Origin of the sequence: Kaistella sp. PBT33-4, from assembly GCF_029194425.1 — a bacterium.
Lineage (GTDB): Bacteria > Bacteroidota > Bacteroidia > Flavobacteriales > Weeksellaceae > Marnyiella.
The window spans coordinates 90,095-110,846 of record NZ_JARFYL010000002.1 but is presented as its reverse complement, the minus strand read 5'-3'; the positions used below and the strand labels follow the sequence as shown (position 1 = coordinate 110,846).

Below are 20,752 nucleotides of genomic sequence, written 5' to 3'. Positions count from 1 at the left end.
TCGATCAACTTCAATATAAAAAACAAACAGTTATGGAAAATTATAGCACTGAGGGGTTTTCATTTGATTTGCCGAAAGGGAATTCCTCCATAATAAAAGTAATCGGTGTAGGTGGCGGCGGTAACAATGCTTTGATGCACATGTACGAGAAAGGGATTCACGGTGTAGATTTCATCATCTGCAACACGGATGCACAGACTCTGGATAATAATCCCGTTTCCAATAAAGTTCAGTTAGGGGTAACCATTACGGAAGGCCTGGGTGCAGGAGCCGACCCTGACGTAGGTGAGAAGGCCGCTATAGAAAGCATTGACGATATTAAAGCTGCTTTGGGACAGAATACCAAGATGGTTTTCATCACTGCCGGTATGGGTGGTGGTACCGGAACCGGTGCGGCGCCGGTAATCGCCAAGATTGCCAAGGAAATGGGCATCCTAACCGTAGGTATCGTTACTGTACCTTTCAGTTTTGAAGGCCGCCGCCGTCTGGATCAGGCAGATCTGGGTCTGGAAAAACTTAGAAACAACGTAGATTCACTTATTGTAATCAACAACGATAAACTGAGACAGCAGTTCGGCAACCTGGGCTTCAAGCAGGGTTTCTCCAAAGCGGATGAGGTGCTTACGAACGCTGCCAAAGGTATGGCTGAGGTTATTACCGCACCATTCACCATTAATATTGACTTCCGTGATGCCAAATCTGTACTTCAGAACTCCGGAACTGCACTGATGTCCACAGGCATCGCCACCGGCGAAAAACGCGCTGATGAAGCTGTACGTAAAGCACTGGACTCTCCATTGCTGAATGACAATAAAATTACAGGTGCGAAAGATGTTCTGCTGTTAATCCAAAGTGGTGTGGAAGAGGCCAATGAGGCTACCATGGACGAAATAGGCCTTATTAACGATTATATCCAGAGCGAAGCCGGCAACACCGCCAACATCATCTTCGGTGTAGGTACAGACGAGGAACTGGGTGCAGCAATCAAAGTACTAGTAATCGCAACGGGTTTTGCGAATGACAACAAGAAAAACACCGGCCCTGCCGAGAAAATCAGCATCAAGCTGGAAGATGCAAGCGAAGTTTCGGTTCCAAAGCAGTCTCCATTCCGTTTGAAAAATGAAAGACAGGACAGCGAGGCACCGGCAGCTTTGGCTTCACAGGGCTTCTTCCGCCTGGATCAGGAAGATGAAGACCAAAATTCCGGCATAAATATGCAGGCGGCATCTCAAACTTTACCAACGCCGCGTAACGAATTCAGAATTATTGAAAAGGACGACCTTCCTGCAAAAGATTACCGTTCAGAAGCTGAGAGTAAGCAAGATTATGACCTTTTTACTATTGATGAGGATGCTGCCGATCAGGCGGACCTTCAGGCACAGTCTTTCAGATTTGAAACTGAAGACAGACCGAACCCGGCTGATAATTCAGCCTCTGCGCAGGAAACACCGGAGATTAAATCGTTCAGTGAGGAGAAGCCAATGGAGTTCAGTTTTTTCGTAAACGAACCGATTAATGAAACCTTAGCCGATTTCAGCACGCCTAAGGAAGAAATTAAGCCGGAACCGGTTCAGCAGAAGGAAGAAATTAAGATAGAAGAGAAAGCGGAAGTTCCAGCCGCTAAAACACCGGAAACCAAAACGGTTGAGGTGCAGGAAGAGTTTACTTTCATTAACAAGACCGTTAATCAGGAAAAGGTTTTCGAGAGAAGGAATAAACTGAAGGAATTTAATTCCCGTTATCAGGTTTCCGAAAGTGAAAATGATTTCGAAACTGTTCCTGCCTTCAAAAGAAAGAATATCTCGATTGAAACTTCAGATGCTTCACAACAACGGATCAATACCTATCTTTCTGAAAACAGCAGCGGGCAGATGCAGGTTCGCGAGAACAGGTTCCTGAACAAGGACGTAGATTAAGCCCTTCTGTTTAACTTAATATATAATTAAGATGAGTTTAGAACACAACATTACAGAAGCCATAAAGACTGCAATGCGCGAAAAGGACAAAACAGCCCTGGATGCACTTCGTGCGGTGAAAGCACAGATCTTACTCGTGAAAACGGAGGCAAAAGGTGCCGAGGTTTCAGAAGAGCAGGAAATTGCTATCCTCCAGCGTATGATTAAGCAGCGGAAAGACTCTTTCGAACAGTTTTCGGCGCAGGGCCGTACGGACCTTGCTGACGTTGAAACCGCGCAGACAGCAGTCATTGAGAAATTTTTGCCAAAACAGCTTACTGCTGAAGAACTGGAGACGGAGATCCGCAGTATCATTGCCGAAACCGGTGCTGAATCCATGAAGGATTTGGGAAAAGTAATGGGAATGGCCTCCAAAACACTTGCCGGCAAATCTGACGGCAAGAGTATTTCAGAAATGGTGAAGAAGCTGCTTTCCTGAAAACGCTTGGGGCTAAGCCCTGCGCACATTTGTGCATTAAATTAGGATATCCAACCTTTGCATATCGATTTGATTTGAACCCGGAGCATTGCCGCTTCGGGTTTTTTATTATCTCCTACAGATAAATAGTTGTACCCCGTATTGAAAAAGCAGATAAGATTAGTGTGTTTTGGGCAGCGGGGAGTTGGGAGATTTAACAACTGCGCTAAATACAGGTTGATAACTTTGAAGTATAATAATGAACGATGTGGTTACATCTCAAAATCGGCAGACGTTGCTTTGCGGGTAGTGGTAGTCTTTTTAGTGGTGCCGGATTTTGGTATATTAGCAAAAAAATCTATATGAAAATAAAACTACTTTTTATTATTAGCTTTTTCTCTGCATTCTCACTGGCTCAATCTGTAAAAAAAGTCTTTTTTGTTGGAAACAGCTATACTGCCTTTAACAATTTGCCGCAGTTGGTACAGAACATTGCAGTAAGTACGGGTGATAACCTTGTATATGAGGCTTATACGCCTGGAGGAAACACTTTAAAGCAACATGCCACCAATCCTGCTGTTACTTCAACAATTGATTTGGGAACATGGGACTATGTAGTACTGCAGGAACAAAGCCAGATACCGGCATTTCCATTACCTTATGTGCAGGCAGAACTTTTTCCCTATGGCGCACAGTTAGTCACCCGTATTAGAAACAGCAATCCTTGTGGCAATGCTATATTTTATATGACATGGGGAAGAAAAAATGGCGATGCGTCCAACTGTTCACCAGGCTCCTATATGTGTACCTATACCGGCATGGATGATAAAATCAGTGAAAGGTATATGCATATGGCATTAGAAAATGAAGCCTTGGTTTCCCCCGTAGGAAAGGTTTGGAGATGGCTTCGCACCAATTATCCAAATATGGAATTGTATGAAACTGATGAGTCGCATCCCAGCGAAATAGGTTCTATGGTTGCCGCATATACTTTCTACACCACTATTTTCAAGAAAGATCCTTTGCTGGCGACTTATAACGGAAATATAAGTGCGGCAGAAGCGCAAATCGTAAGAACGGCAGTTCATAATGTTGTTTTTAACAATATGAATACGTACTATATTTTATCACATGATGTTAATTCAAGATTTTCCACAAGTATGGTAAATTCGCAAACGGTCCAGTTTCAAAATGAATCTTCACCTTCTGCTACAACCTATTTTTGGGATTTCGGTGACGGAACCACCTCTACATTGGAAAATCCCCAGCACTCCTACGCGGCCACAGGAAACTATACCGTCTCCTTTACTACAAATGCATGTGGGAGAAATACGACTGCAACAAAGAATATTGAGATTCTTGCATTGGGTGTAGAAGAATCCTCAGCAAAAGCGTTTTTGCTGTATCCAAATCCTGTAGAAAAATTCTTGAAAATACAATCCAGAAACAGATTATCCTCTTTTCAACTTTTTGATGCCAGTGGCAGAAGAATCGAGACTTCAATTGAAGAGCAGTATCCTACCTACGCTATCGATATGCAAAGATTAACCAAAGGTTTGTATTTCCTGAAATTCACTGACGGTGCTAAGCAATATTCAGAAAAAATTCAGAAAAAGTAAAATCATAAATCGTGGTTTTGCAAAGTCTCATTTCCTGAGACTGTGGGAGCGATCAAAATAATTTTTTGCCTCCCTTTGAGTTACCGTGCTGCGTAATGCAAAGGGAGGCAATTAAATTGATTTTATGCGGACAAACAGACCATTTTGAAGAGAAAGGAATCGGTCATAGATCATCCGCAGGCTGAAAGCCGATCTAAATTACCTGTTCAGAAATGCATCCCAGCCCTGGGCGTTTAGCGCAATCAGTTCGTTGCTTCCAGCCGCAACGAGGTAATTGCCTTCTTCAAAAGTCGTTACATGGCCAATGATGGTAAAGTCCGGGTGATTTTTAATTCTGTCATAATCAGCGGCCGGAATTGTAAACAGCAGCTCAAAATCCTCACCTCCGTTCAGCGCGCACATTACCGGATTAAGGTTAAGCTCATCTGCCGTGGTCATAGTCAGAGGATCCATCGGTATTTTGGACTCATAAAGCCTGAAACCTACCTTGCTTTGGTCAGAAAGATGCAGGATTTCAGACGAAAGTCCGTCCGAAACATCAATCATGGAAGTCGGCTGTACGCCCAGTTCCTTAAGGGTATTCTTGATGTCCGTGCGGGCTTCCGGTTTCAACTGTCTTTGCAGGATATAATCGTAGCCTTCCATTTCAGGCTGCATATTGGGATTGGCCAGATATACGGAATGTTCGCGCTCCAGGATCTGTAAACCCATATAGGCACCGCCCAAATCACCGGTTACGACAAGTAAATCGCCGGCTTTGGCACCGCTACGGCCTACCAGGTTTTCAGAATGCTCCAAACCTATCGCGGTAATGCTCATTACCAGACCAGATGTGGAACTTGTAGTATCGCCGCCCACCAGATCTACCTTATACCGTTCACAAGCCAGCGCGATTCCTTCATAAATCTCTTCCAGCGCCTCCACTGGGAAGCGGTTTGATACGGCCAGTGAAACCAATATCTGTGTAGGCGTTGCATTCATGGCAGCCAGGTCGCTGATGTTTACTGCCACCCCTTTATAGCCCAAATGCTTTAAAGGCACATAACCCAGATTAAAATGTACACCTTCAGCCAGGACATCGGTTGTGACAACCACTTTCTGACCTTGTGGATCGATCACCGCAGCATCGTCGCCAATGGAAATCTCCGTAGATTCATTGTTGAAACTAAAGTTTTCGGTCAGATGCTTTATCAGTCCGAATTCCCCGTACTGCGAAATAGGCGTTAACTGTGGGTTTTTATCTTCTAGCATAATTTCTGGGTTTGGTGAGTCGGTTCGGGAATCAGATGGAATTTAAGAGCGCAGGATCAATGTCTTCCGCACGGAAAGGAAGTGCCTTGATGTCCTCGCGCGTAAATATTTTATGATTTTCGGATTTATACTTCGTCAATACCTCCAGGATATCATCCGGCGGAGTGGTGGATTTTCTCAGCATCATGTCAATCCATACACCAAAAGCTTCCGAGGTAGCGCAATGGGTACCGTCCGGCAGATAGAATTTATGCAGGAACTGATAGATGGCGCCGTCTTCAGAAAAACCGTCGATTTCCAGGGTTACATAAACTTCCTGATCCATCAGGATTTCCCGGAAGAAGGAATATCTTTCATGCAGGATTACGGGACCGATTCCCCAGCGGTTCAGCTCCTTCAGGCCCATTTTGTTTTTAGACATAAAGGACATTCTGGTTTGGGCACAATACTCTACGTAAGTAGAATTTGCAAGGTGACGGTTGGCATCAATATCGCTCCAGCGGACTTCAAATTTATGGTGATATACGGACATTTTTATATGTTTATTTAGGGGCGTAAATTTACGATTAAAAGGTGGGTTCTAAAAATCGTAATTTTGCCCTGCGATATGGATAAGAAATCAGTCATTATTATTGGAGGCGGTGCAGCGGGTTTTTTTTGTGCCGCCAATCTGGACGAATCAAAATTTAAGGTAAAGATCCTTGAACAGAATTCAGATGTGCTGCAGAAGGTTAAGATCTCCGGTGGCGGTCGCTGCAATGTGACTCATGCTTGCTTCGACCCAAAAGATCTTGTAGGTTTTTATCCGCGTGGGAATAAGGAGCTCATCAGCGTCTTTCACAACTTTCAGCCGGGTGATACCATGGATTGGTTTGAGCAGCGGGGCGTTGCCTTGAAGGTTGAAGCGGATAGCCGCGTATTTCCCGAAAGTAATTCATCGCAGTCCATCATAGATGCACTTCTGCAGACCGTTAACCAAAAAGCTTTTGAGATTCTAACGAAAACTGTTGTGCAGAACATTCAGCAAAATGAGCATGGATATGAGGTGTCCACTACCAATGGAAGTTTTTCTGCAGACTATATCGTATATGCGCCGGGCAGCGCACCGAAATCCCTGAAGCTGATTCAGCAGTTGGGACACAAACTGGTTCCGGCTGTGCCTTCGCTTTTTACATTCAACATAAAAAATGAAGTCCTGAAGGATTTGATGGGTACCAGCTTTCCCAATGCCATAATTACAATCCCATCGCTTAAGTCCGATGAATCCGGACCGCTGCTCATTACGCACTGGGGACTTTCCGGACCGGCGGTTCTTAAGATTTCTGCCTGGAAAGCCCGCGAGCTGGCGGAATGTGGCTACAAAACTGAAATCTTGGTGAATTTCCTGGGAATGGACACCGAAAATGCTGCGAATATTCTTCAGACCTACCGTAAGGAGAATCCGAAGAAAACGGTTGGCGCTTCCAAAATATTCGATGTAACCACACGTTTCTGGCACCGTGTCCTCTGGCTTTCCAAAGTAGATCTGGATAAGAACATCTCCAATCTTAGCAGTAAAGACATGGAAAGCATGATCGGGAACCTTTGTGCAAACAGGATGCAGGTCACAGGTAAATCTACCTATAAGGACGAGTTCGTAACGGCAGGCGGTGTAGAGCTGAAAGAGATTAATTTCAAGAATATGTCATCACGCATTCTGCCCAACTTTTATTTGGCCGGTGAAGTGCTGAATGTTGACGGTGTGACGGGTGGATTTAACTTCCAGGCGTGCTGGAGCGAGGCCTGGCTAATTGCTCAGGATCTGAACAGTAACTAACGAAAGAGTAATATTTTGCAATTAATCTTTTTAACTCGCTGAATTTGCAGTGCAAAGGCTTGTTATTCAGAAAATTTTATTACTTTTGCACACTCAAATATATAGTTAACAACCAATAAATTTATAAACAATGTTTGCAATTGTAGAAATAGCAGGGCTTCAATACAAAGTTGAGCAAGACCAGAAGTTGTTTGTAAACCGTTTGAAAGGTGAAAAAGGAGACAAGGTATCTTTTGATAAGGTTCTTCTTACCGTAAACGGTTCAACAACAGTAGGCGCCCCGGCTGTAAGCGGTATCACAGTGGATATCGAAATTTTAGACCACGTTCAGGCGGACAAGGTAATCATCTTCAAGAAGAAAAGAAGAAAAGGTTATGCTAAAAAGAACGGTCACAGACAACAGCTTACTCAAATCATCGTAACCGGTATCACTGGTTTCGAAGGTGAGAAAAAGACGAAGAAAGCTGAGCCTAAAGCAAAAAAAGAAGCTGCAGCAACTGAAGAAGCTAAAGCAACAAACGACAGCGCAACAGCTGAATAATTTAAACCGAAAAACCTTAGAATAAAATGGCACACAAAAAAGGAGTTGGTAGTTCCAAAAACGGTAGAGAATCGCATTCCAAGAGACTGGGTGTAAAGATTTTCGGAGGACAGGCAGCGATTGCCGGAAACATTATTGTAAGACAGAGAGGTACTCAGCACCACCCGGGTGAAAACGTGGGTATGGGTAAGGACCACACTCTCCATGCACTTGTAGACGGAAAGGTTGTCTTCAGAAAGAAGCAAAACAACAGATCTTTTGTATCTGTTGAGCCTAACGCATAAGTAAAGCGTTCCGGTTTTACCGGCATAAAATATAAATCCCTGATTCTTAATGAGTCGGGGATTTTTTTGTCTGTTCATATTGATCTTGCTCAATATCCGGGATCATTTGAATGGTTATAAAAAATCCAGCCCATTTATGAGCCGGAATATATTCTTTGTTAATATGAACTGCTAAGCGTTGCGACGCCTGAAACCGTACAGCAGGTAAAGGGCATAAACCATTATCAGTATTCCTGATACCATTATTGTATTGTACATAAACCCACTCTCCTCTGTTCCGCGGAACATAATCCCCGCTCCCGTGAGCACAGTTACAGCTCCCAGAAGAATCATCCTTACTATCTGTTTCATATATGTAGTTGCAGTCATTTCTGTGTGTGAAGACCTGATAGCCTTCTGAATGAATTAAGACTTAAAATCGTGCCAGACTTATAAAACTACAATGAAATTGTGTAAATGTAATAGTTAAGTGTTTGATAATGAATTGAAATAGAAAAATCTGCTAGTAAAAGAACTGGATTCCCGCCTTGATTCCGAATTTTTGTACATCGGGCCTGGTCAGGTAATTGCCCCGCCAGTTGAAATCTACTCGCAGGAACCGGAGGTTGCCCCAGCCGATGTTTTCAATCCCAAATCCGTATTCATAATAGATATTCCGGTCCGGAGCTGAATACTTATATCCTTCCAGGTTAATATTCTTTGAGGCTTCGCTCAGTGTACCGTACGCCCCGCGGATAAATGCGACTTCGCGAAGTTTCAGTTTTTTGATTAAAGGGATAAAGGAAAGGATCTTCCCGTTGAAGTGATGTTCCAAATGTCCGGTGGTATACGTATCAGCTACGAATTCATAATAATTAAGCTGCGAAAAGGTATTGGCCACCAAACTGTAGGACTGGTTTCCGGGGATCACATTCTGCAGCGCCAGCGGAACAGGGTCGAAATTCTTTCCGGCTTCCAGGTTAATGAAGGACTTGCCCCAGCTTCCGATAAGCATGGGCTTAAAAAACATAAACTGCAGCTTGTTATAGCCGTAGTCTGCATTGAATACGTTTTCCAGTCCTCGCGTATATTTCAGGACAATTGTTGGAGCCAGCGTGCTGTGTTCGTACCGGTCTACACCGGTTTGCGAGAATTTTGCGCCCGGCCTTGCGATCAGGCTGAGGGTAACATGGGAATCATTTACTGTTTTACGCAACATGCCGTCATTATCATGATAATACAGGTTGAATCCTTCCTCATTAGCCGATTTTATACTTTGCAGCGTCCCATCCAGCCTTACTGTGAAGTTTTTTAAGGGATCAATAGCGGCAAATACATTCGTTTGGTTTACGGAGCTTAAAGAGGCATTTTCACCCCTTCCGAATACAGAGGACGAGGCAAAGCTCCGGGACATAATTCCATCGTCTGTAGTAAGTTGTACGCCCAGCTGCATCACATCTCTGCGGGTACCTGCACCCAGGGTGAATCTGTTTAGCTTATTGAACATATATTTGGCCTCGGCACCGTACTTGAACTTGCGGTCTTTGAAGCCGTAGGCACCATAACCCTGGATGCGCCAGTCGTCATTTTGCGAGAAGTAAGTTCGGCCGCCCAGGCGGATCCGGTGTCCTTCCACTTCATTGTTGCCGTAAACAGAATACAGATCGCCAATATCAACAGCATTACCCACATTATAATATCCGGAGGCAAAGGTCTCATAGGTTTTTGTGATGCGACGGAAGCGGGGTGTTTCCTCCAGTTTTTCCAGCATTTCATAAATTCCTTTTTCCTGTTGGTTTAACGAGTCTGTACGGGCTGCCTCCCAATATTGCTCATCTTTACGGACAAAATTCTCGCTTAACTCCTCTTCCTTAGTTTCAAAGTCCGCATTTGTAAGCGCCGGATTGAATTTATAGTCCGTATAGTCTACACTTCGGGTGGCGGTAAGGCTTTTGGCATCTTTATTTTTGGAAAAGGCTGAAAGATCAAGTACAGTCCGGTATTTTTTGGGGATAAAAGTGCTGTCGTCAGGATTATCATATTCAAGTTCGGTGAATATCCCATTCACGAAATTTACACTCATCTTTTTGGTGGAACGCAGGGTAGCCTGGGTCACGGCGTAGTGGTCTGTGGAAATGTAAAGTTGTCCTTCAAAAGCGAGAACATCAGAGCGGCGGGGTTCGTAACGGATATGGTAAACCTCCTGCCCGTTTATGGTCAGGGTATCCATAAGCTCGTAATTATAGGTGCTGAACCCGTCCCGTGATACAGGACTTTGAAAACCGATGTCGAAGTAATTGATCGTATTGTCATAAATGTCGATCTCCCTGTAAAGGTTCTTCGCGGTGAGGGTAACGATCTGGTTATCCTCGAAGCCGGAAGTCTTTTGGGCCACCAGGAACCGTTTCTTTTTTTTGGACGGATTGTTCTGGCCTAAATTGGTGTATACCGATTCATTAAGGAAGAGGGGGAGCGCCAGTCTGCCGTTGGCTGCAGAATCGGCATAATCAAATATAAAATCGAGTTTCCTGAAGATCCGGCGGTTCATAAATGCACTGTCCAGGTTGGCCATATCGAACTGGATCTTTTCGTATTCGCGGAAGGAGTAGGTGTCAAATTTATCAAGGCCATTGTTGCGTTTGCGCTTCCAGACTTCCTGCATAATGGCATAGGCAGGGTTTTCTTTCTTATTCTTATAAACCTTTTTGCCTTTTTTGAGGATGATTTCGTCCATCTGTCTTTCATCTGTCTGCGCTGCAGAAAACAATGAAAGGAGAAGCAGTGCAGTTGTCAGGAGCCGTGGCCAGTAGGTGTTATTCACTTTAAAGTCTGTGTAAATCATGGAACTCTTTGCAATAACTATGCTAAAGAAATGGAAAGGAAATAGGCTGAAAAAACAAAAAACCATCAGAAAATTCTGATGGTTTTGCTCCTCTTGCTGGGCTCGAACCAGCGACCCTCTGATTAACAGTCAGATGCTCTAACCAACTGAGCTAAAGAGGAGTGTTGCTCTTTGCTGTAAGCGTGTGCAAATATAGCACTATTTTTATTTGCCGCAAATTTTTTCGGCGAAAAATTAAATTTTACCGGTAAAAATTTTGAAGATGTCGTTGCCGAAGATGAGCAGCATCAGTCCCAGCAGGAAAATCACGCCTATCATCTGCGCATTTTCAAGCACTTTCTGCGGTACAGGCTTCCCGGTGATTATTTCCCATAGGGTAAACATTACATGTCCGCCATCCAGACCCGGAATAGGAATCAGGTTCAGGAAAGCCAGCCAAACAGAAAACATAGCTGTAAAACTCCAGAATGCAGGCCAGTTAATACTGAAACTACCATCTGCATCAGTTTCTACAGGCATCATTTTTACGATGGCAATTGGTCCGCCCACACTTTTATAACCCTGAATTTTGGAATTAAAGATAATTCTGAACTGCTTCACCTGTGTCGTCAGTGCGTCTATGGTTCTGGTAAAACCACGGGGAATCGCTTCGAAGAAACTGTATTCCCGGGTTACCTTAACAAGCTCATCGGCTTTCTGAAGCTCATCAGCATCAAAGGCGAAACCTAATTTCCCGTCTTTTGTTACATTGGCAGTTACCTGGGTAGGAGTATTGGCTCTTAAAATGCCCAGACTTACTGGTTTACCTTTATTGTTGCTGAGTTCTTGTGACATTTCATCAAAATACTCAGTCTTCTTACCATTTACGGATACGATCTGGTCGCCCTTCTGAAGTCCTGCTTTCATGGCGGCGCTGTTGGGCAGCAGTGAGTCTACAACCGTCTTAAACCTTGGTGTAAGATACAGTTTGGCCTCGCGCTGACGGATCACCTCGGCAATTCCGTCTTCATCTACAGTAAAAGTATGTTCCTTGCCGTCCCTTTCTACAGTAACTTCATTACTGAATAGGATATTCAGCGATGCGGTTTCATATCTGTCCACCGGTTTACCGTCAACTTTCAGGATTTTGTCACCATTGCGGAAGCCCATTTTCTGTCCAGAACCCATGACGCCGATACCGTTCTCAAATTTATTAAGGTCGCGGTAGGTTTCACCGTTGAAGAAACTCAGGCAGGAATAGATTAACCAGGCCAGAAAGAAATTAACGGTAACTCCGCCTAACATGATAATCAGACGCTGCCAGGCCGGCTTGCTTCGGAATTCATAAGGTTCAGCCGGCTTTTTCAGCTGTTCCGTATCCATACTTTCGTCCACCATACCCGCGATTTTCACATAACCACCTAATGGCAGCCAGCCAATGCCGTACTTAGTGCTCTCCGGATGTTTGCGCCAGTCGCTGTCCGGCAATGCATCTATGTTGATGGGAACTTCTTTTCTTTCTCCGTTTATAAGGACAGTTTCCGTATCCGGCAGGTTCTTGGATATAAATTTGAATTTCCACTGTCCGTTGATTTTCTTCATGGAGAAAAGTGAAAAATAAGGATCGAAAAACAGGAAGAATTTCTCTGCGCGGGTGCGGAACCACCTTGCTGGCAGGAAGTGTCCCAGTTCATGTAGGAGCACCAGAATGGATATACTTAGGATAAACTGAAAGATCTGAATCGTTAATTCCATTAAAAATTTTTATTAATTTGCGAAGGTACTAATTATCAAAGGCATGCCAAAACGAAACTTTTGATATTGCTTAAATTCTCACTATCTTACCCATCAGGCTTAACTGCCTGTAGAATTCATTTCCTAAAAAAACTATTTATGAAAATATCAGGTTTGAATCTGGACATCAGCTGGAAGAATAAAGAAGAGAATTTCTCAAAAATTACGGAGCAATTCAGTGATGTTGTGGCCGATATTTATCTTCTGCCGGAAATGTTTGCCACAGGTTTCTGCATGGAGCCGGCTGAAATTGCCGACAGGACGGGGGAGACCTTAAAGTGGATGCAGGAATTTGCCCGCGATAAAGACGCAGCGGTGTGCGGAAGCGTCTCTGTGGAGGACAGCGGGAAATTCTACAACAGGATGTATTTTGTGAAACCCGACGGTTCCTGGGAAAAGTATGACAAACGACACCTCTTTTCTTTTTCAGGCGAGGATAAAGTGTACACAGCCGGGAAGGAGCGGGTAGTGGTGAACTACAATGGTTTCCGCATATTGCTGCAGGTTTGTTACGACCTCAGATTCCCTGTGTTTTCGCGGAATAAAGGTGATTATGACCTGGCTCTATATGTTGCCAACTGGCCGGAGAAAAGGGTTGCCGCCTGGCAGCACCTCCTGAAAGCCCGTGCCATCGAAAACCTGGCAGGTGTTTTTGGTCTGAACCGGATCGGTAAGGATGGTAATGACCTCGTTTACACCGAAAGCTCACATGCCTTTTTCGCCGATGGAACGGAACTGAGTACAAAAGACGGCAATATTATTTCGGCAGAATTTAATCTGACCGAACTGCAGGACTTTCGCAGTCATTTCCGTTTTCTGGATGATGGGGACCGTTTTGCAATCGAAGATTAATTGTCTGAGGCAAACCCCGTAAGCAGTTGGGTTAGGGTGTTTACATCATGAACACCGCTTTCTTTCCATAAAAGTTCGCCTTTTTTAAAGACCGCAAGTGTGGGAACGCCCCGGACTCCATACTGTGCGGCGATGGCGGGATATTGGTCTACATCAATTTTTATGATTCTGGCCGCCTCGCCAATATTGTCCTTTACTGTGGTCAGAACAGAAGACTGAACCTTACAAGGGCCGCACCATGTGGCGAAGAAGTCTATAAGCACCGGCCGTTCAGACTGGATTAATTCCTGAAATTTCTGTGACATCTTTCTAAAATTAAATGGTTAAGTCAATTTTTTTCTCAATTTCCTTTGGCTCCGGAAGTTCCAGTTCAGGAGTGTCTTCGTCGGAGAATTCATCCCGGTACACCTGAATAAGAAGAACAGTCATAGAAACCAAAATAGGACCGAAAATAAGACCCATAAACCCGAAAAGGTTCATTCCCATAATTATACCAAATACGGTATTCAGCGGGTGGATGTTCTCCAGTCTCTTTAGGAGCGTAAAACGCAGTACATTATCAGTTAAGCCTACAACGATCATACAGTAAATCAGAAGGCTGATTCCGCCGGTGGTATCCCCTTCTGCCACCATAAATATTCCTACAGGAACATATACCATGGCACCGCCCACGATTGGGATCATCGACGTTACGGCAGTAAGTGCAAATAAGAGCATAGGACTGGGCGCATCAAATATATAGTACCCGATTAATGCTACAAGTCCCTGTCCCAGAGCTACTACGGGAATTCCGACTGCATTTGCTATAACCAGTTTCCTGAACTTTTCGGCAATCAGATTAATGTTGGCTTTCTTCAATGGTGCTGCCGAAGCAACCAGTCTTTCAAAAAGTCTTGGTTTCTCCAGCATAAAATACAGCATGAAAAACATGGAAAGCACTATGGATAGCGTATTGAAAGTGCTGCTAACCGCCGAAGTGGAAATCCGACCCACATAATCTTTCACTTTAGTGAGGTTGTCCCGGCTCAGAATATCAAATTTGGTTCTGGAATACACGTAATCGTGAATTTTATCCAGAAACACATTAAATTTTTTCATGTACTCTTTGGAGTCACCAAGTTTTTCAATGATCATGTCACCTATAAGGTATACCGGTATCACCAATACAACTACGCAGATTAGGATGATCAGCATTGAAGACCATACCGGTTTCCATTCTTTTTCTTCCTGCAGATAGAAGTTTAATCTCCTGCACACAATATAAAGTGTAACAGCACCCAGCAGCGACGGTATAAAGAGAGTGAGATTGCTAACTATAAGTGCAAGTAACGCGGTAATGATAAGGATCAGGAAAACCTGCTTGATCTTTACTCCACTGATCTGATGCTTTTTGTTAGGCATTTGGGGAAGGGTATTAAAAGGCGGCAGTGTTGTTTACTGCCGCCCTTGTTATAAATTTTATTAGTTGTCGCGCTTAATGGGAGGGGTTTTGGATTTCCCGCGGAACCCCGATGTAGGCACAGTATGCAGAATACATGGCTGCATAGAAAAATGGTGCCGTAAGCAGAATTCCGATACCGCACAAAATAATACCTGCTATTGTGATGATTATTGAGATGAAACTTACTGCCAGCATGGTACCGTAATTGGAGCCGCCAGTACTGAAACTTTTCTTCAGCGCATCTATGCCGCTCGCATTTTCAAAGAGGATGAAGGGAATCCCCAGGAAAAAAAAGGGGATAATAAAAAATACCGGCAGCACACACAGCATAAAACCTATCATAACAGCGATTCCCATTATAAGCCCATAGACAATGTACTGTAAGGCGTTCTGGCTAAATCCGATGAAAAAATCAGACAAAGAAACCGTTTGACCTGTATTTGCACGGTGCATGGCATACACGTATCCGGCATATACCGGGTACATAAGCAAACCAAGGACTCCGGAAAGAAGCATGCTTTCCAGATATCCCGGAATCTGAAACATACGCGTAACGAAGCTGCCGTCAGCAAAAGAACCGTCTTTCATCAGTTCTTCCATCTCGGACTGTGATTCCAGTGCGTTATATCCCACCAACGGTCCTGTAAGGCTTGATATCAGGATGCTTACTACAAAAGTCAGTAATGTAACCAAAATACTCCACCCAATAATTTTCATATAATTATTGAATGCGTGACCGATAATGTCGCTGAAATTGCGCTGGGGAGCAGTTCCCTTTAAATCAAATTCGCTGAAATTTTCCATAGTTTTTTTTAAAAATCTAAAATATCATTTTTTTCTCATTCTTACTGCACTTCTTCATGCTCTTTAAACAGAGACGAATAAAGGGCGTAAATCATTGCCGTTGGGAAAGCCATTGTGAACGGCAGTCCGATTATCGTAAGCATGCCTGCATATTTAAAAACAGCCGCCACCAGAAGACCTACCAGCATAGCAGGAAAGAAGTTTCGCCAGACACTTATATTATAGCGGAAGGTTTCGAAAATTTTCCTGTTCATAAAAAACATCAGTGGCGCAGTGAAAACTGTTAACGCAATCCACACGCCGGCTAGGATAACGGTGGGCGCCATGTATAGGAAAACCATGAACCAGAATACATAATAGCTGATGTAAATGAAGAAATTAACGCCCATATAACCGGCAAAGAGGTCGTGAACATTTATCTTCTCACCCAGGTCTGTTTTTCTGTACATTTTCAGCAGGCCCAAATTAAGTGGGTACAGGAAGATGAACGTACCGATGATAATCCATGAAAAAGTGATATAATTTGGATTTGAAACCAGCACTTCCTGAGCCTGCGCATAGGTAGATCCGGAATTTACCATTTCGATGGTTTTTAAGTAATCATTAAGAATGCCGTAATGCTCTGCAAAAAGAAACCAAACAGTAATGAGTACGGAGAGGTAAATCAAACTGTACATGATCTGGTAACCAAGGGTCTTGCTCCAGTAAAAAAAGGCCTGTTTTAATATATAGGAAATATCACTTTTCTGGGGGTAATTCTGCTGCATGAACTTTTCTGTTTTGTGCAAAGTAAGGGTAAAAAAAATTACTTTTGCCCTATGATGCTGCCTTTTCACCCTAATTTCGATAAAATGGACAAGCTTTCCCGGCAGGGTGTTCCGTTTTTTTTTATAACCGATTTTTTAATGCAGACTGTTGAGGTTTTTACCGTGGATGAATTGGCCGGTGACCGTATATCAATACGTTTCCCAAAATTCTCTTACGGACCAGCTGAAAAAGCAGAGTCGGATCTGGATATGCAGTCATTCCCCGAATCTCTTGCAGCGTACCAACGGGGCTTTGATATTGTACAGCATCATCTGAAAATCGGGAATTCATACCTGATGAATTATACTCGCAAAACTGAAATTACGGTAAACCGCACTTTACGTGAGATTTTCAGTTTCTCCGAAGCAAAATATAAGGTTTTATACAGGGATCAATTCGTCTTCTTTTCCCCCGAAACCTTTATCGAAATCCAGGATGACTGCATTTTCACCCATCCAATGAAAGGAACAATTGATGCTTCACTTCCCAATGCGGCAGAAACGCTGAAGAACGATACAAAGGAGAGGGCAGAGCATTACACCGTTGTAGATTTGCTCCGTAACGACCTCAGCATGGTGGCCGATAAAGTGCAGCTGGACGAATTTCAGCGGATTGACTTTCTGAAAACCAAACAAAAAAATCTCTTTGCCATGAGTTCTGAGATTTCGGGTAAGCTGAAGCCTGAATATATCGGTAAAATGGGCAGCATTCTAAAAACGCTTCTGCCTGCCGGATCCATATTGGGTGCTCCCAAGAAAAAAACGCTGGAAGTTCTGCTTGAAGCCGAAAACTATGACCGTGGCTTTTATACAGGTGTCTGTGGCTTCTTCGACGGGGCCAATCTGGATTCCTGCGTCATGATCCGGTTTATGCAAAAGGAAGACGATAAAATATACTTTAAAAGCGGTGGTGGCATCACCCACCTAAGTCAACTGGAAGATGAATATGAGGAAATGAAAAACAAGATTTATGTACCGGTTTCTTGAAAGTATAAAAGTGTCAGACGGCCAGTCCTTCCTGCTTAAACATCATCAAAAAAGGGTAAATGACACTTTTGCCTGCTTTGGGAAAGAAAACTTTATTGATCTTGAAAGTATTTTGAAAAGTATATCCGTCCCATCAAAAGGCCTGTACAAATTCCGCATTTCATACAGTTTGGATAGCATGTGCAGAACTGAATTGATTCCGTATGAACGCTCCGAAATCAGCAGATTTCTGCTTGTGGTGAATGATGAAATTAATTACCCTTTCAAGTTTGAAGACCGTAAAGGATTTGAAGCGATGAAAGTTGGGGCGAACGGAGCCGAAATCATCATCGTTAAGGATAACCATATAACCGATACGTCCTTTTCCAATCTGATTTTTCTGAAAGATAATGTGTGGTTCACCCCGTCCGCTTTTCTGCTGAACGGTGTGCAGCGTCAGGAACTGCTTCAGTCCGGAAAAATCACAATCGCTGACATATCCCCCAATAACCTGAGAGAGTATTCACACTTCAAGCTGATTAATGCACTGAATGATTTTGATGATGCGCTGGCTTATCCGCTTTCGCGAATCCTTAACCTTCCCGGCAAAAACTCTGTTGAGACTGAAATTAATTAAGCCAGAAACTCAAAATAGCTTTTCAGGATTTCCGCGTTCCCGATTTGGGACGTATCCACCTCCAAAATTTTTGGTTTGCTGTCGGGGTTGAAGAAATTATCCAGCACGCGAAGCAGCGTGTCTTCCTCATCTACTCTGGTGTAGGAAAATCCGAAGTTTTTCGCCAGAAGTTCGGCATTTTTGTGATGTTTGGTCAGGATGAATTCGTCCAGTGCATTGGTTGAACCCGGTCCCGGAATGATCCTGAAGATGTCGCCACCGCCGTTATTGAAGATAATGATCCTCGTATATGGCGGGATATATTGGTTCCAGAGCCCATTGATGTCATACATGAAGCTTACCTCGCCAGTAATTAGCAGCGTAGGGCTCTTGCTGCGCATTGCATATCCCATGGCTGTACTTGTGCTTCCATCTATGCCGCTTGTCCCGCGGTTGCAGTGAATCCTGAATTGCTGGAAATTAAAGAGCTGCGCATATCGGATAGCTGAACTGTTACTGATGTGAACGTGGTAGTTGTTGGGTATCTTTAAAGAAAGTATTTCAAAAAGTTTAAAATCCGAGAATGGAGCGTCTGCACAGTATTGCTCATGTTTTATGTCACGTTTATCGCGCAGTACATCCCAAAGGTTGTAATAGGCCTGGGGTTCCAGATTTACATGGTTCAGAAGTTTCCCGAAAAATACCTCAGCGCGTGTTACCACCTTCTGAGTAAGCGAGAAATAGGTGTCGGGCTGCCAAACGGCATCAATATGCCAATGATTTTGCGGGCGGGCTTTCCTGAGGAACTGCTTTACTTTTTTTGAAACTACATTTTGCCCTACTGTAATCAGCAGGTCGGGTGCATATTTCTTAAAGTCCTCTTCATCAAATTTAAACACATACCGGTCTATATGGCTGAAGAATTTTTCATTGTTCAGATTGGAATTTGCTTCTGTCAGAACCACCGCACTGTGGTTTTTCACCAGCTGGCTCAGCTGCATCTGCAGTTCTTCACTATAGTCACGCGTACCCACCAGGATCAGTATGCGGCGTGCAAGGTTCCATCCGGCCACTAAAGCCGGCGAAAGGTCAAAGGCTTTACGCTGCAGGGTTTTCTCCACCGAAGGATAAACCGGGATTTCCGGTACCAGCTCATAAAGTGGTTCAGCCAGCGGTATATTAATATGAACCGGACCTTGCTTTTCAATACAGATTTCAATGGCCTTTTTAATCAGGCTGTAATTTTCATCGTCTGCGTTTTCACGGTCATCTTCTAGCAATTGAAAATCCCCGTAAGAATGCTGACTGAAAATTTCTTTCTGCCGGATGGTTTGTCCGTCAAAAATATCAACATAATCAGACGGTCTGTCGGCTGTAAGGACCAGCAAAGGAATGTTCTGATAAAAAGCTTCTGTAACCGCAGGGTAATAATTGGCTGCTGCAGATCCACTTGTACAGGTTACGGCTACAGGCATCTTTTCGGTTTTGGCCATTCCCAGACCTACAAAACCCGCACTCCTCTCGTCGGTGATGCTGTAACAGTTGAAGCCGTCGGTTTCTGAGAAATGTATGGCCAGAGGTGCATTACGCGAACCGGGGGAGATCACGATGTTATTAATGCCGTATTCCTTCAGGAGGTGGGCTAAAATCTGTATGCTGTGTTTGGAAGAATATTGTTTCATTAGGAAGATCAAATTTTCATTTCGGCCCATCTCATTTTGGACGGTGAATCTGAAACCGCGCAAATTTACTGATAATTAAATCTTAATATTTTAAATTCTTCTAAATTTGCAGTTCATACTTAATATAAAATCTATGAAACAGATTCCCAGTGTGGATTTGCGTGATTTCCTTTCGGGTGACCCGGAACGCAAGCAGAAATTTGTAAATGAAATCGGAAAAGCATACGAAGAAATCGGTTTTGTAGCCCTGAAGGGCCATTTCCTGGATGACAAACTCGTAAAGAATCTTTATGAAGAGGTTAAAAATTTCTTTGATTTACCCGTGGAGACCAAGCAGAAGTACGAAATTCCGGGAATCGGCGGCCAGCGCGGCTATGTAGGTTTCGGAAAAGAAACTGCAAAAGGGTTCAAGAAAGGTGATTTGAAGGAATTCTGGCATTTTGGGCAGTATCTTGAAGACGGATCTGAATATGCATCTGTCTATCCGGATAATGTGGAGGTAGCTGAAGTTCCTGAATTCAATAAAGTAGGTAAGGAGGCGTACAAGATGCTGGAAAAAACCGGAATTTATGTTTTACGGGCACTGGCACTGCATCTCGGTCTGGATGAATTCTATTTTGACAGGTTTGTTAAGGAAGGAAACTCAATCCTGAGACCTATCCATTATCCGCCAATTACTGAAGAGCCGGATAATGCTGTCCGAGCGGCAGCCCATGGCGACATTAACCTCATTACCCTGCTGATGGGGGCACAGGGCAAAGGACTTCAGGTAAAGAATCATGACGGCGAATGGGTAGATGCCATTGCTGAACCGGACGAACTTATGATTAACGTGGGCGATATGCTGTCCAGGCTTACCAATAATAAGCTGAAATCAACCATTCACCAGGTGGTGAACCCACCGCGTGAGCTTTGGGGCACTTCCCGTTACTCCATACCGTTCTTCATGCATCCGGTAAGCGAAATGCCGCTTAACGCGCTGGAAAATACGGTTGATAAAGATCATCCTAAACTCTATGAGGATACAACAGCGGGTGAATTTCTGCACGAGAGACTAGTAGAACTGGGACTGATTAAGATTTAAGGACAACAGGGCGTACGAAAGTT

The 20,752-nt window shown here is 43.7% G+C and carries 20 protein-coding genes and 1 tRNA gene; 10 read left to right on the top strand and 11 right to left on the bottom strand.

Annotation, left to right across the window (positions count from 1 at the left end; translation table 11 throughout):
- The first annotated feature begins 32 nt into the window (after positions 1-32).
- The 3 genes from ftsZ to P0M11_RS03480 all read left to right on the top strand — a co-directional run bounded on the left by ftsZ (position 33) and on the right by P0M11_RS03480 (position 3,992).
- Positions 33-1,916 (top strand): cell division protein FtsZ, encoded by a 1,884-nt coding sequence (gene ftsZ, locus P0M11_RS03490; RefSeq protein WP_275624475.1) that lies wholly within the window; start codon positions 33-35, stop codon positions 1,914-1,916.
- Between the two features lie 31 nt (positions 1,917-1,947).
- Positions 1,948-2,394 carry a GatB/YqeY domain-containing protein gene (locus tag P0M11_RS03485; protein ID WP_275624474.1) on the top strand — a complete coding sequence of 149 codons (447 nt, stop codon included), beginning with the start codon at positions 1,948-1,950 and terminating at the stop codon, positions 2,392-2,394.
- Positions 2,395-2,735: 341 nt separating this feature from the next.
- Positions 2,736-3,992, top strand: coding sequence for a PKD domain-containing protein (locus P0M11_RS03480; RefSeq protein WP_275624473.1), 1,257 nt, complete (start codon positions 2,736-2,738; stop codon positions 3,990-3,992).
- Positions 3,993-4,190: 198 nt separating this feature from the next.
- On the opposite strand, the gene thiL is transcribed toward P0M11_RS03480, so the two are convergent.
- Together thiL and P0M11_RS03470 are read right to left on the bottom strand one after the other, a co-directional pair.
- Complete coding sequence (gene thiL / locus P0M11_RS03475; protein WP_275624472.1) at positions 4,191-5,243, bottom strand: thiamine-phosphate kinase; 1,053 nt, start codon at positions 5,241-5,243, stop codon at positions 4,191-4,193.
- Positions 5,244-5,274: 31 nt separating this feature from the next.
- A complete protein-coding gene (locus tag P0M11_RS03470; protein ID WP_275624471.1) occupies positions 5,275-5,775 on the bottom strand; it encodes a thioesterase family protein in 501 nt (166 codons plus the stop codon).
- Between the two features lie 75 nt (positions 5,776-5,850).
- On the opposite strand from P0M11_RS03470, the gene P0M11_RS03465 reads away from it, so the two are divergent.
- The 3 genes from P0M11_RS03465 (at position 5,851) to rpmA (ending at position 7,884) form a co-directional block, all read left to right on the top strand.
- The gene (locus tag P0M11_RS03465; protein ID WP_275624470.1) at positions 5,851-7,059 is read left to right on the top strand and encodes an NAD(P)/FAD-dependent oxidoreductase; all 1,209 of its coding nucleotides are present in this window, start codon (positions 5,851-5,853) and stop codon (positions 7,057-7,059) included.
- 130 nt (positions 7,060-7,189) lie between these two features.
- Positions 7,190-7,600 carry a 50S ribosomal protein L21 gene (rplU, locus tag P0M11_RS03460; protein WP_181887271.1) on the top strand — a complete coding sequence of 137 codons (411 nt, stop codon included), beginning with the start codon at positions 7,190-7,192 and terminating at the stop codon, positions 7,598-7,600.
- A gap of 26 nt (positions 7,601-7,626) precedes the next feature.
- On the top strand, positions 7,627-7,884 hold the full coding sequence (rpmA, locus tag P0M11_RS03455; protein ID WP_275624469.1) for a 50S ribosomal protein L27: 258 nt from the start codon (positions 7,627-7,629) through the stop codon (positions 7,882-7,884).
- A gap of 171 nt (positions 7,885-8,055) precedes the next feature.
- Here the strand turns inward: rpmA and P0M11_RS03450 are convergent, their stop codons facing one another.
- The 4 genes from P0M11_RS03450 to rseP all read right to left on the bottom strand — a co-directional run bounded on the left by P0M11_RS03450 (position 8,056) and on the right by rseP (position 12,439).
- Entirely contained in the window at positions 8,056-8,235 is a 180-nt protein-coding gene (locus tag P0M11_RS03450; protein ID WP_275624468.1) for a hypothetical protein, read from the bottom strand.
- A gap of 151 nt (positions 8,236-8,386) precedes the next feature.
- Positions 8,387-10,705, bottom strand: a complete 2,319-nt coding sequence (locus P0M11_RS03445; RefSeq protein WP_275624467.1) for a DUF5686 family protein — start codon at positions 10,703-10,705, stop codon at positions 8,387-8,389.
- An 87-nt stretch (positions 10,706-10,792) separates the two neighbouring features.
- Positions 10,793-10,866 (bottom strand) — tRNA-Asn (locus tag P0M11_RS03440).
- A 73-nt stretch (positions 10,867-10,939) separates the two neighbouring features.
- Positions 10,940-12,439 carry an RIP metalloprotease RseP gene (gene rseP / locus P0M11_RS03435; RefSeq protein WP_275624466.1) on the bottom strand — a complete coding sequence of 500 codons (1,500 nt, stop codon included), beginning with the start codon at positions 12,437-12,439 and terminating at the stop codon, positions 10,940-10,942.
- A 138-nt stretch (positions 12,440-12,577) separates the two neighbouring features.
- Here rseP and P0M11_RS03430 point away from each other — a divergent pair, with 138 nt between their 5' ends.
- Positions 12,578-13,330, top strand: a complete 753-nt coding sequence (locus P0M11_RS03430; protein WP_275624465.1) for a nitrilase-related carbon-nitrogen hydrolase — start codon at positions 12,578-12,580, stop codon at positions 13,328-13,330.
- On the opposite strand, the gene P0M11_RS03425 is transcribed toward P0M11_RS03430, so the two are convergent.
- The 4 genes from P0M11_RS03425 to P0M11_RS03410 form a co-directional block, all read right to left on the bottom strand.
- A complete protein-coding gene (locus tag P0M11_RS03425) occupies positions 13,327-13,635 on the bottom strand; it encodes a thioredoxin family protein (protein ID WP_158065131.1) in 309 nt (102 codons plus the stop codon). The genes P0M11_RS03430 and P0M11_RS03425 overlap by 4 nt on opposite strands.
- A 10-nt stretch (positions 13,636-13,645) precedes the next feature.
- Positions 13,646-14,731 carry an AI-2E family transporter gene (locus P0M11_RS03420; protein ID WP_275624464.1) on the bottom strand — a complete coding sequence of 362 codons (1,086 nt, stop codon included), beginning with the start codon at positions 14,729-14,731 and terminating at the stop codon, positions 13,646-13,648.
- Positions 14,732-14,804: 73 nt separating this feature from the next.
- On the bottom strand, positions 14,805-15,575 hold the full coding sequence (locus tag P0M11_RS03415) for a beta-carotene 15,15'-monooxygenase (protein WP_275624463.1): 771 nt from the start codon (positions 15,573-15,575) through the stop codon (positions 14,805-14,807).
- 41 nt (positions 15,576-15,616) lie between these two features.
- Entirely contained in the window at positions 15,617-16,342 is a 726-nt protein-coding gene (locus P0M11_RS03410; protein WP_275624462.1) for a hypothetical protein, read from the bottom strand.
- Positions 16,343-16,393: 51 nt separating this feature from the next.
- Here P0M11_RS03410 and P0M11_RS03405 point away from each other — a divergent pair, with 51 nt between their 5' ends.
- Positions 16,394-17,368, top strand: coding sequence for an aminodeoxychorismate synthase component I (locus P0M11_RS03405; RefSeq protein ID WP_275624461.1), 975 nt, complete (start codon positions 16,394-16,396; stop codon positions 17,366-17,368).
- Positions 17,352-17,984: an aminotransferase class IV gene (locus P0M11_RS03400; protein ID WP_275624460.1), complete on the top strand. Its 633-nt coding sequence runs from the start codon at positions 17,352-17,354 to the stop codon at positions 17,982-17,984. The genes P0M11_RS03405 and P0M11_RS03400 overlap by 17 nt, the downstream gene beginning before the upstream one ends.
- Here the strand turns inward: P0M11_RS03400 and menD are convergent.
- Complete coding sequence (gene menD, locus P0M11_RS03395) at positions 17,981-19,645, bottom strand: 2-succinyl-5-enolpyruvyl-6-hydroxy-3-cyclohexene-1-carboxylic-acid synthase (protein ID WP_275624459.1); 1,665 nt, start codon at positions 19,643-19,645, stop codon at positions 17,981-17,983. The two genes, P0M11_RS03400 and menD, sit on opposite strands and share 4 nt — an antisense overlap.
- Before the next feature lie 133 nt (positions 19,646-19,778).
- On the opposite strand from menD, the gene P0M11_RS03390 reads away from it, so the two are divergent.
- The gene (locus tag P0M11_RS03390) at positions 19,779-20,729 is read left to right on the top strand and encodes a 2-oxoglutarate and iron-dependent oxygenase domain-containing protein (protein ID WP_275624458.1); all 951 of its coding nucleotides are present in this window, start codon (positions 19,779-19,781) and stop codon (positions 20,727-20,729) included.
- Positions 20,730-20,752: the final 23 nt, after the last annotated feature.

Coding starts and splice junctions, on each gene's coding strand:
- ftsZ (WP_275624475.1), top strand. CDS start 33: ATGGAAAATTATAGCACTGAGGGGTTTTCATTTGATTTGCCGAAAGGG.
- P0M11_RS03485 (WP_275624474.1), top strand. CDS start 1,948: ATGAGTTTAGAACACAACATTACAGAAGCCATAAAGACTGCAATGCGC.
- P0M11_RS03480 (WP_275624473.1), top strand. CDS start 2,736: ATGAAAATAAAACTACTTTTTATTATTAGCTTTTTCTCTGCATTCTCA.
- thiL (WP_275624472.1), bottom strand. CDS start 5,243: ATGCTAGAAGATAAAAACCCACAGTTAACGCCTATTTCGCAGTACGGG.
- P0M11_RS03470 (WP_275624471.1), bottom strand. CDS start 5,775: ATGTCCGTATATCACCATAAATTTGAAGTCCGCTGGAGCGATATTGAT.
- P0M11_RS03465 (WP_275624470.1), top strand. CDS start 5,851: ATGGATAAGAAATCAGTCATTATTATTGGAGGCGGTGCAGCGGGTTTT.
- rplU (WP_181887271.1), top strand. CDS start 7,190: ATGTTTGCAATTGTAGAAATAGCAGGGCTTCAATACAAAGTTGAGCAA.
- rpmA (WP_275624469.1), top strand. CDS start 7,627: ATGGCACACAAAAAAGGAGTTGGTAGTTCCAAAAACGGTAGAGAATCG.
- P0M11_RS03450 (WP_275624468.1), bottom strand. CDS start 8,235: ATGAAACAGATAGTAAGGATGATTCTTCTGGGAGCTGTAACTGTGCTC.
- P0M11_RS03445 (WP_275624467.1), bottom strand. CDS start 10,705: ATGATTTACACAGACTTTAAAGTGAATAACACCTACTGGCCACGGCTC.
- rseP (WP_275624466.1), bottom strand. CDS start 12,439: ATGGAATTAACGATTCAGATCTTTCAGTTTATCCTAAGTATATCCATT.
- P0M11_RS03430 (WP_275624465.1), top strand. CDS start 12,578: ATGAAAATATCAGGTTTGAATCTGGACATCAGCTGGAAGAATAAAGAA.
- P0M11_RS03425 (WP_158065131.1), bottom strand. CDS start 13,635: ATGTCACAGAAATTTCAGGAATTAATCCAGTCTGAACGGCCGGTGCTT.
- P0M11_RS03420 (WP_275624464.1), bottom strand. CDS start 14,731: ATGCCTAACAAAAAGCATCAGATCAGTGGAGTAAAGATCAAGCAGGTT.
- P0M11_RS03415 (WP_275624463.1), bottom strand. CDS start 15,575: ATGGAAAATTTCAGCGAATTTGATTTAAAGGGAACTGCTCCCCAGCGC.
- P0M11_RS03410 (WP_275624462.1), bottom strand. CDS start 16,342: ATGCAGCAGAATTACCCCCAGAAAAGTGATATTTCCTATATATTAAAA.
- P0M11_RS03405 (WP_275624461.1), top strand. CDS start 16,394: ATGATGCTGCCTTTTCACCCTAATTTCGATAAAATGGACAAGCTTTCC.
- P0M11_RS03400 (WP_275624460.1), top strand. CDS start 17,352: ATGTACCGGTTTCTTGAAAGTATAAAAGTGTCAGACGGCCAGTCCTTC.
- menD (WP_275624459.1), bottom strand. CDS start 19,645: ATGAAACAATATTCTTCCAAACACAGCATACAGATTTTAGCCCACCTC.
- P0M11_RS03390 (WP_275624458.1), top strand. CDS start 19,779: ATGAAACAGATTCCCAGTGTGGATTTGCGTGATTTCCTTTCGGGTGAC.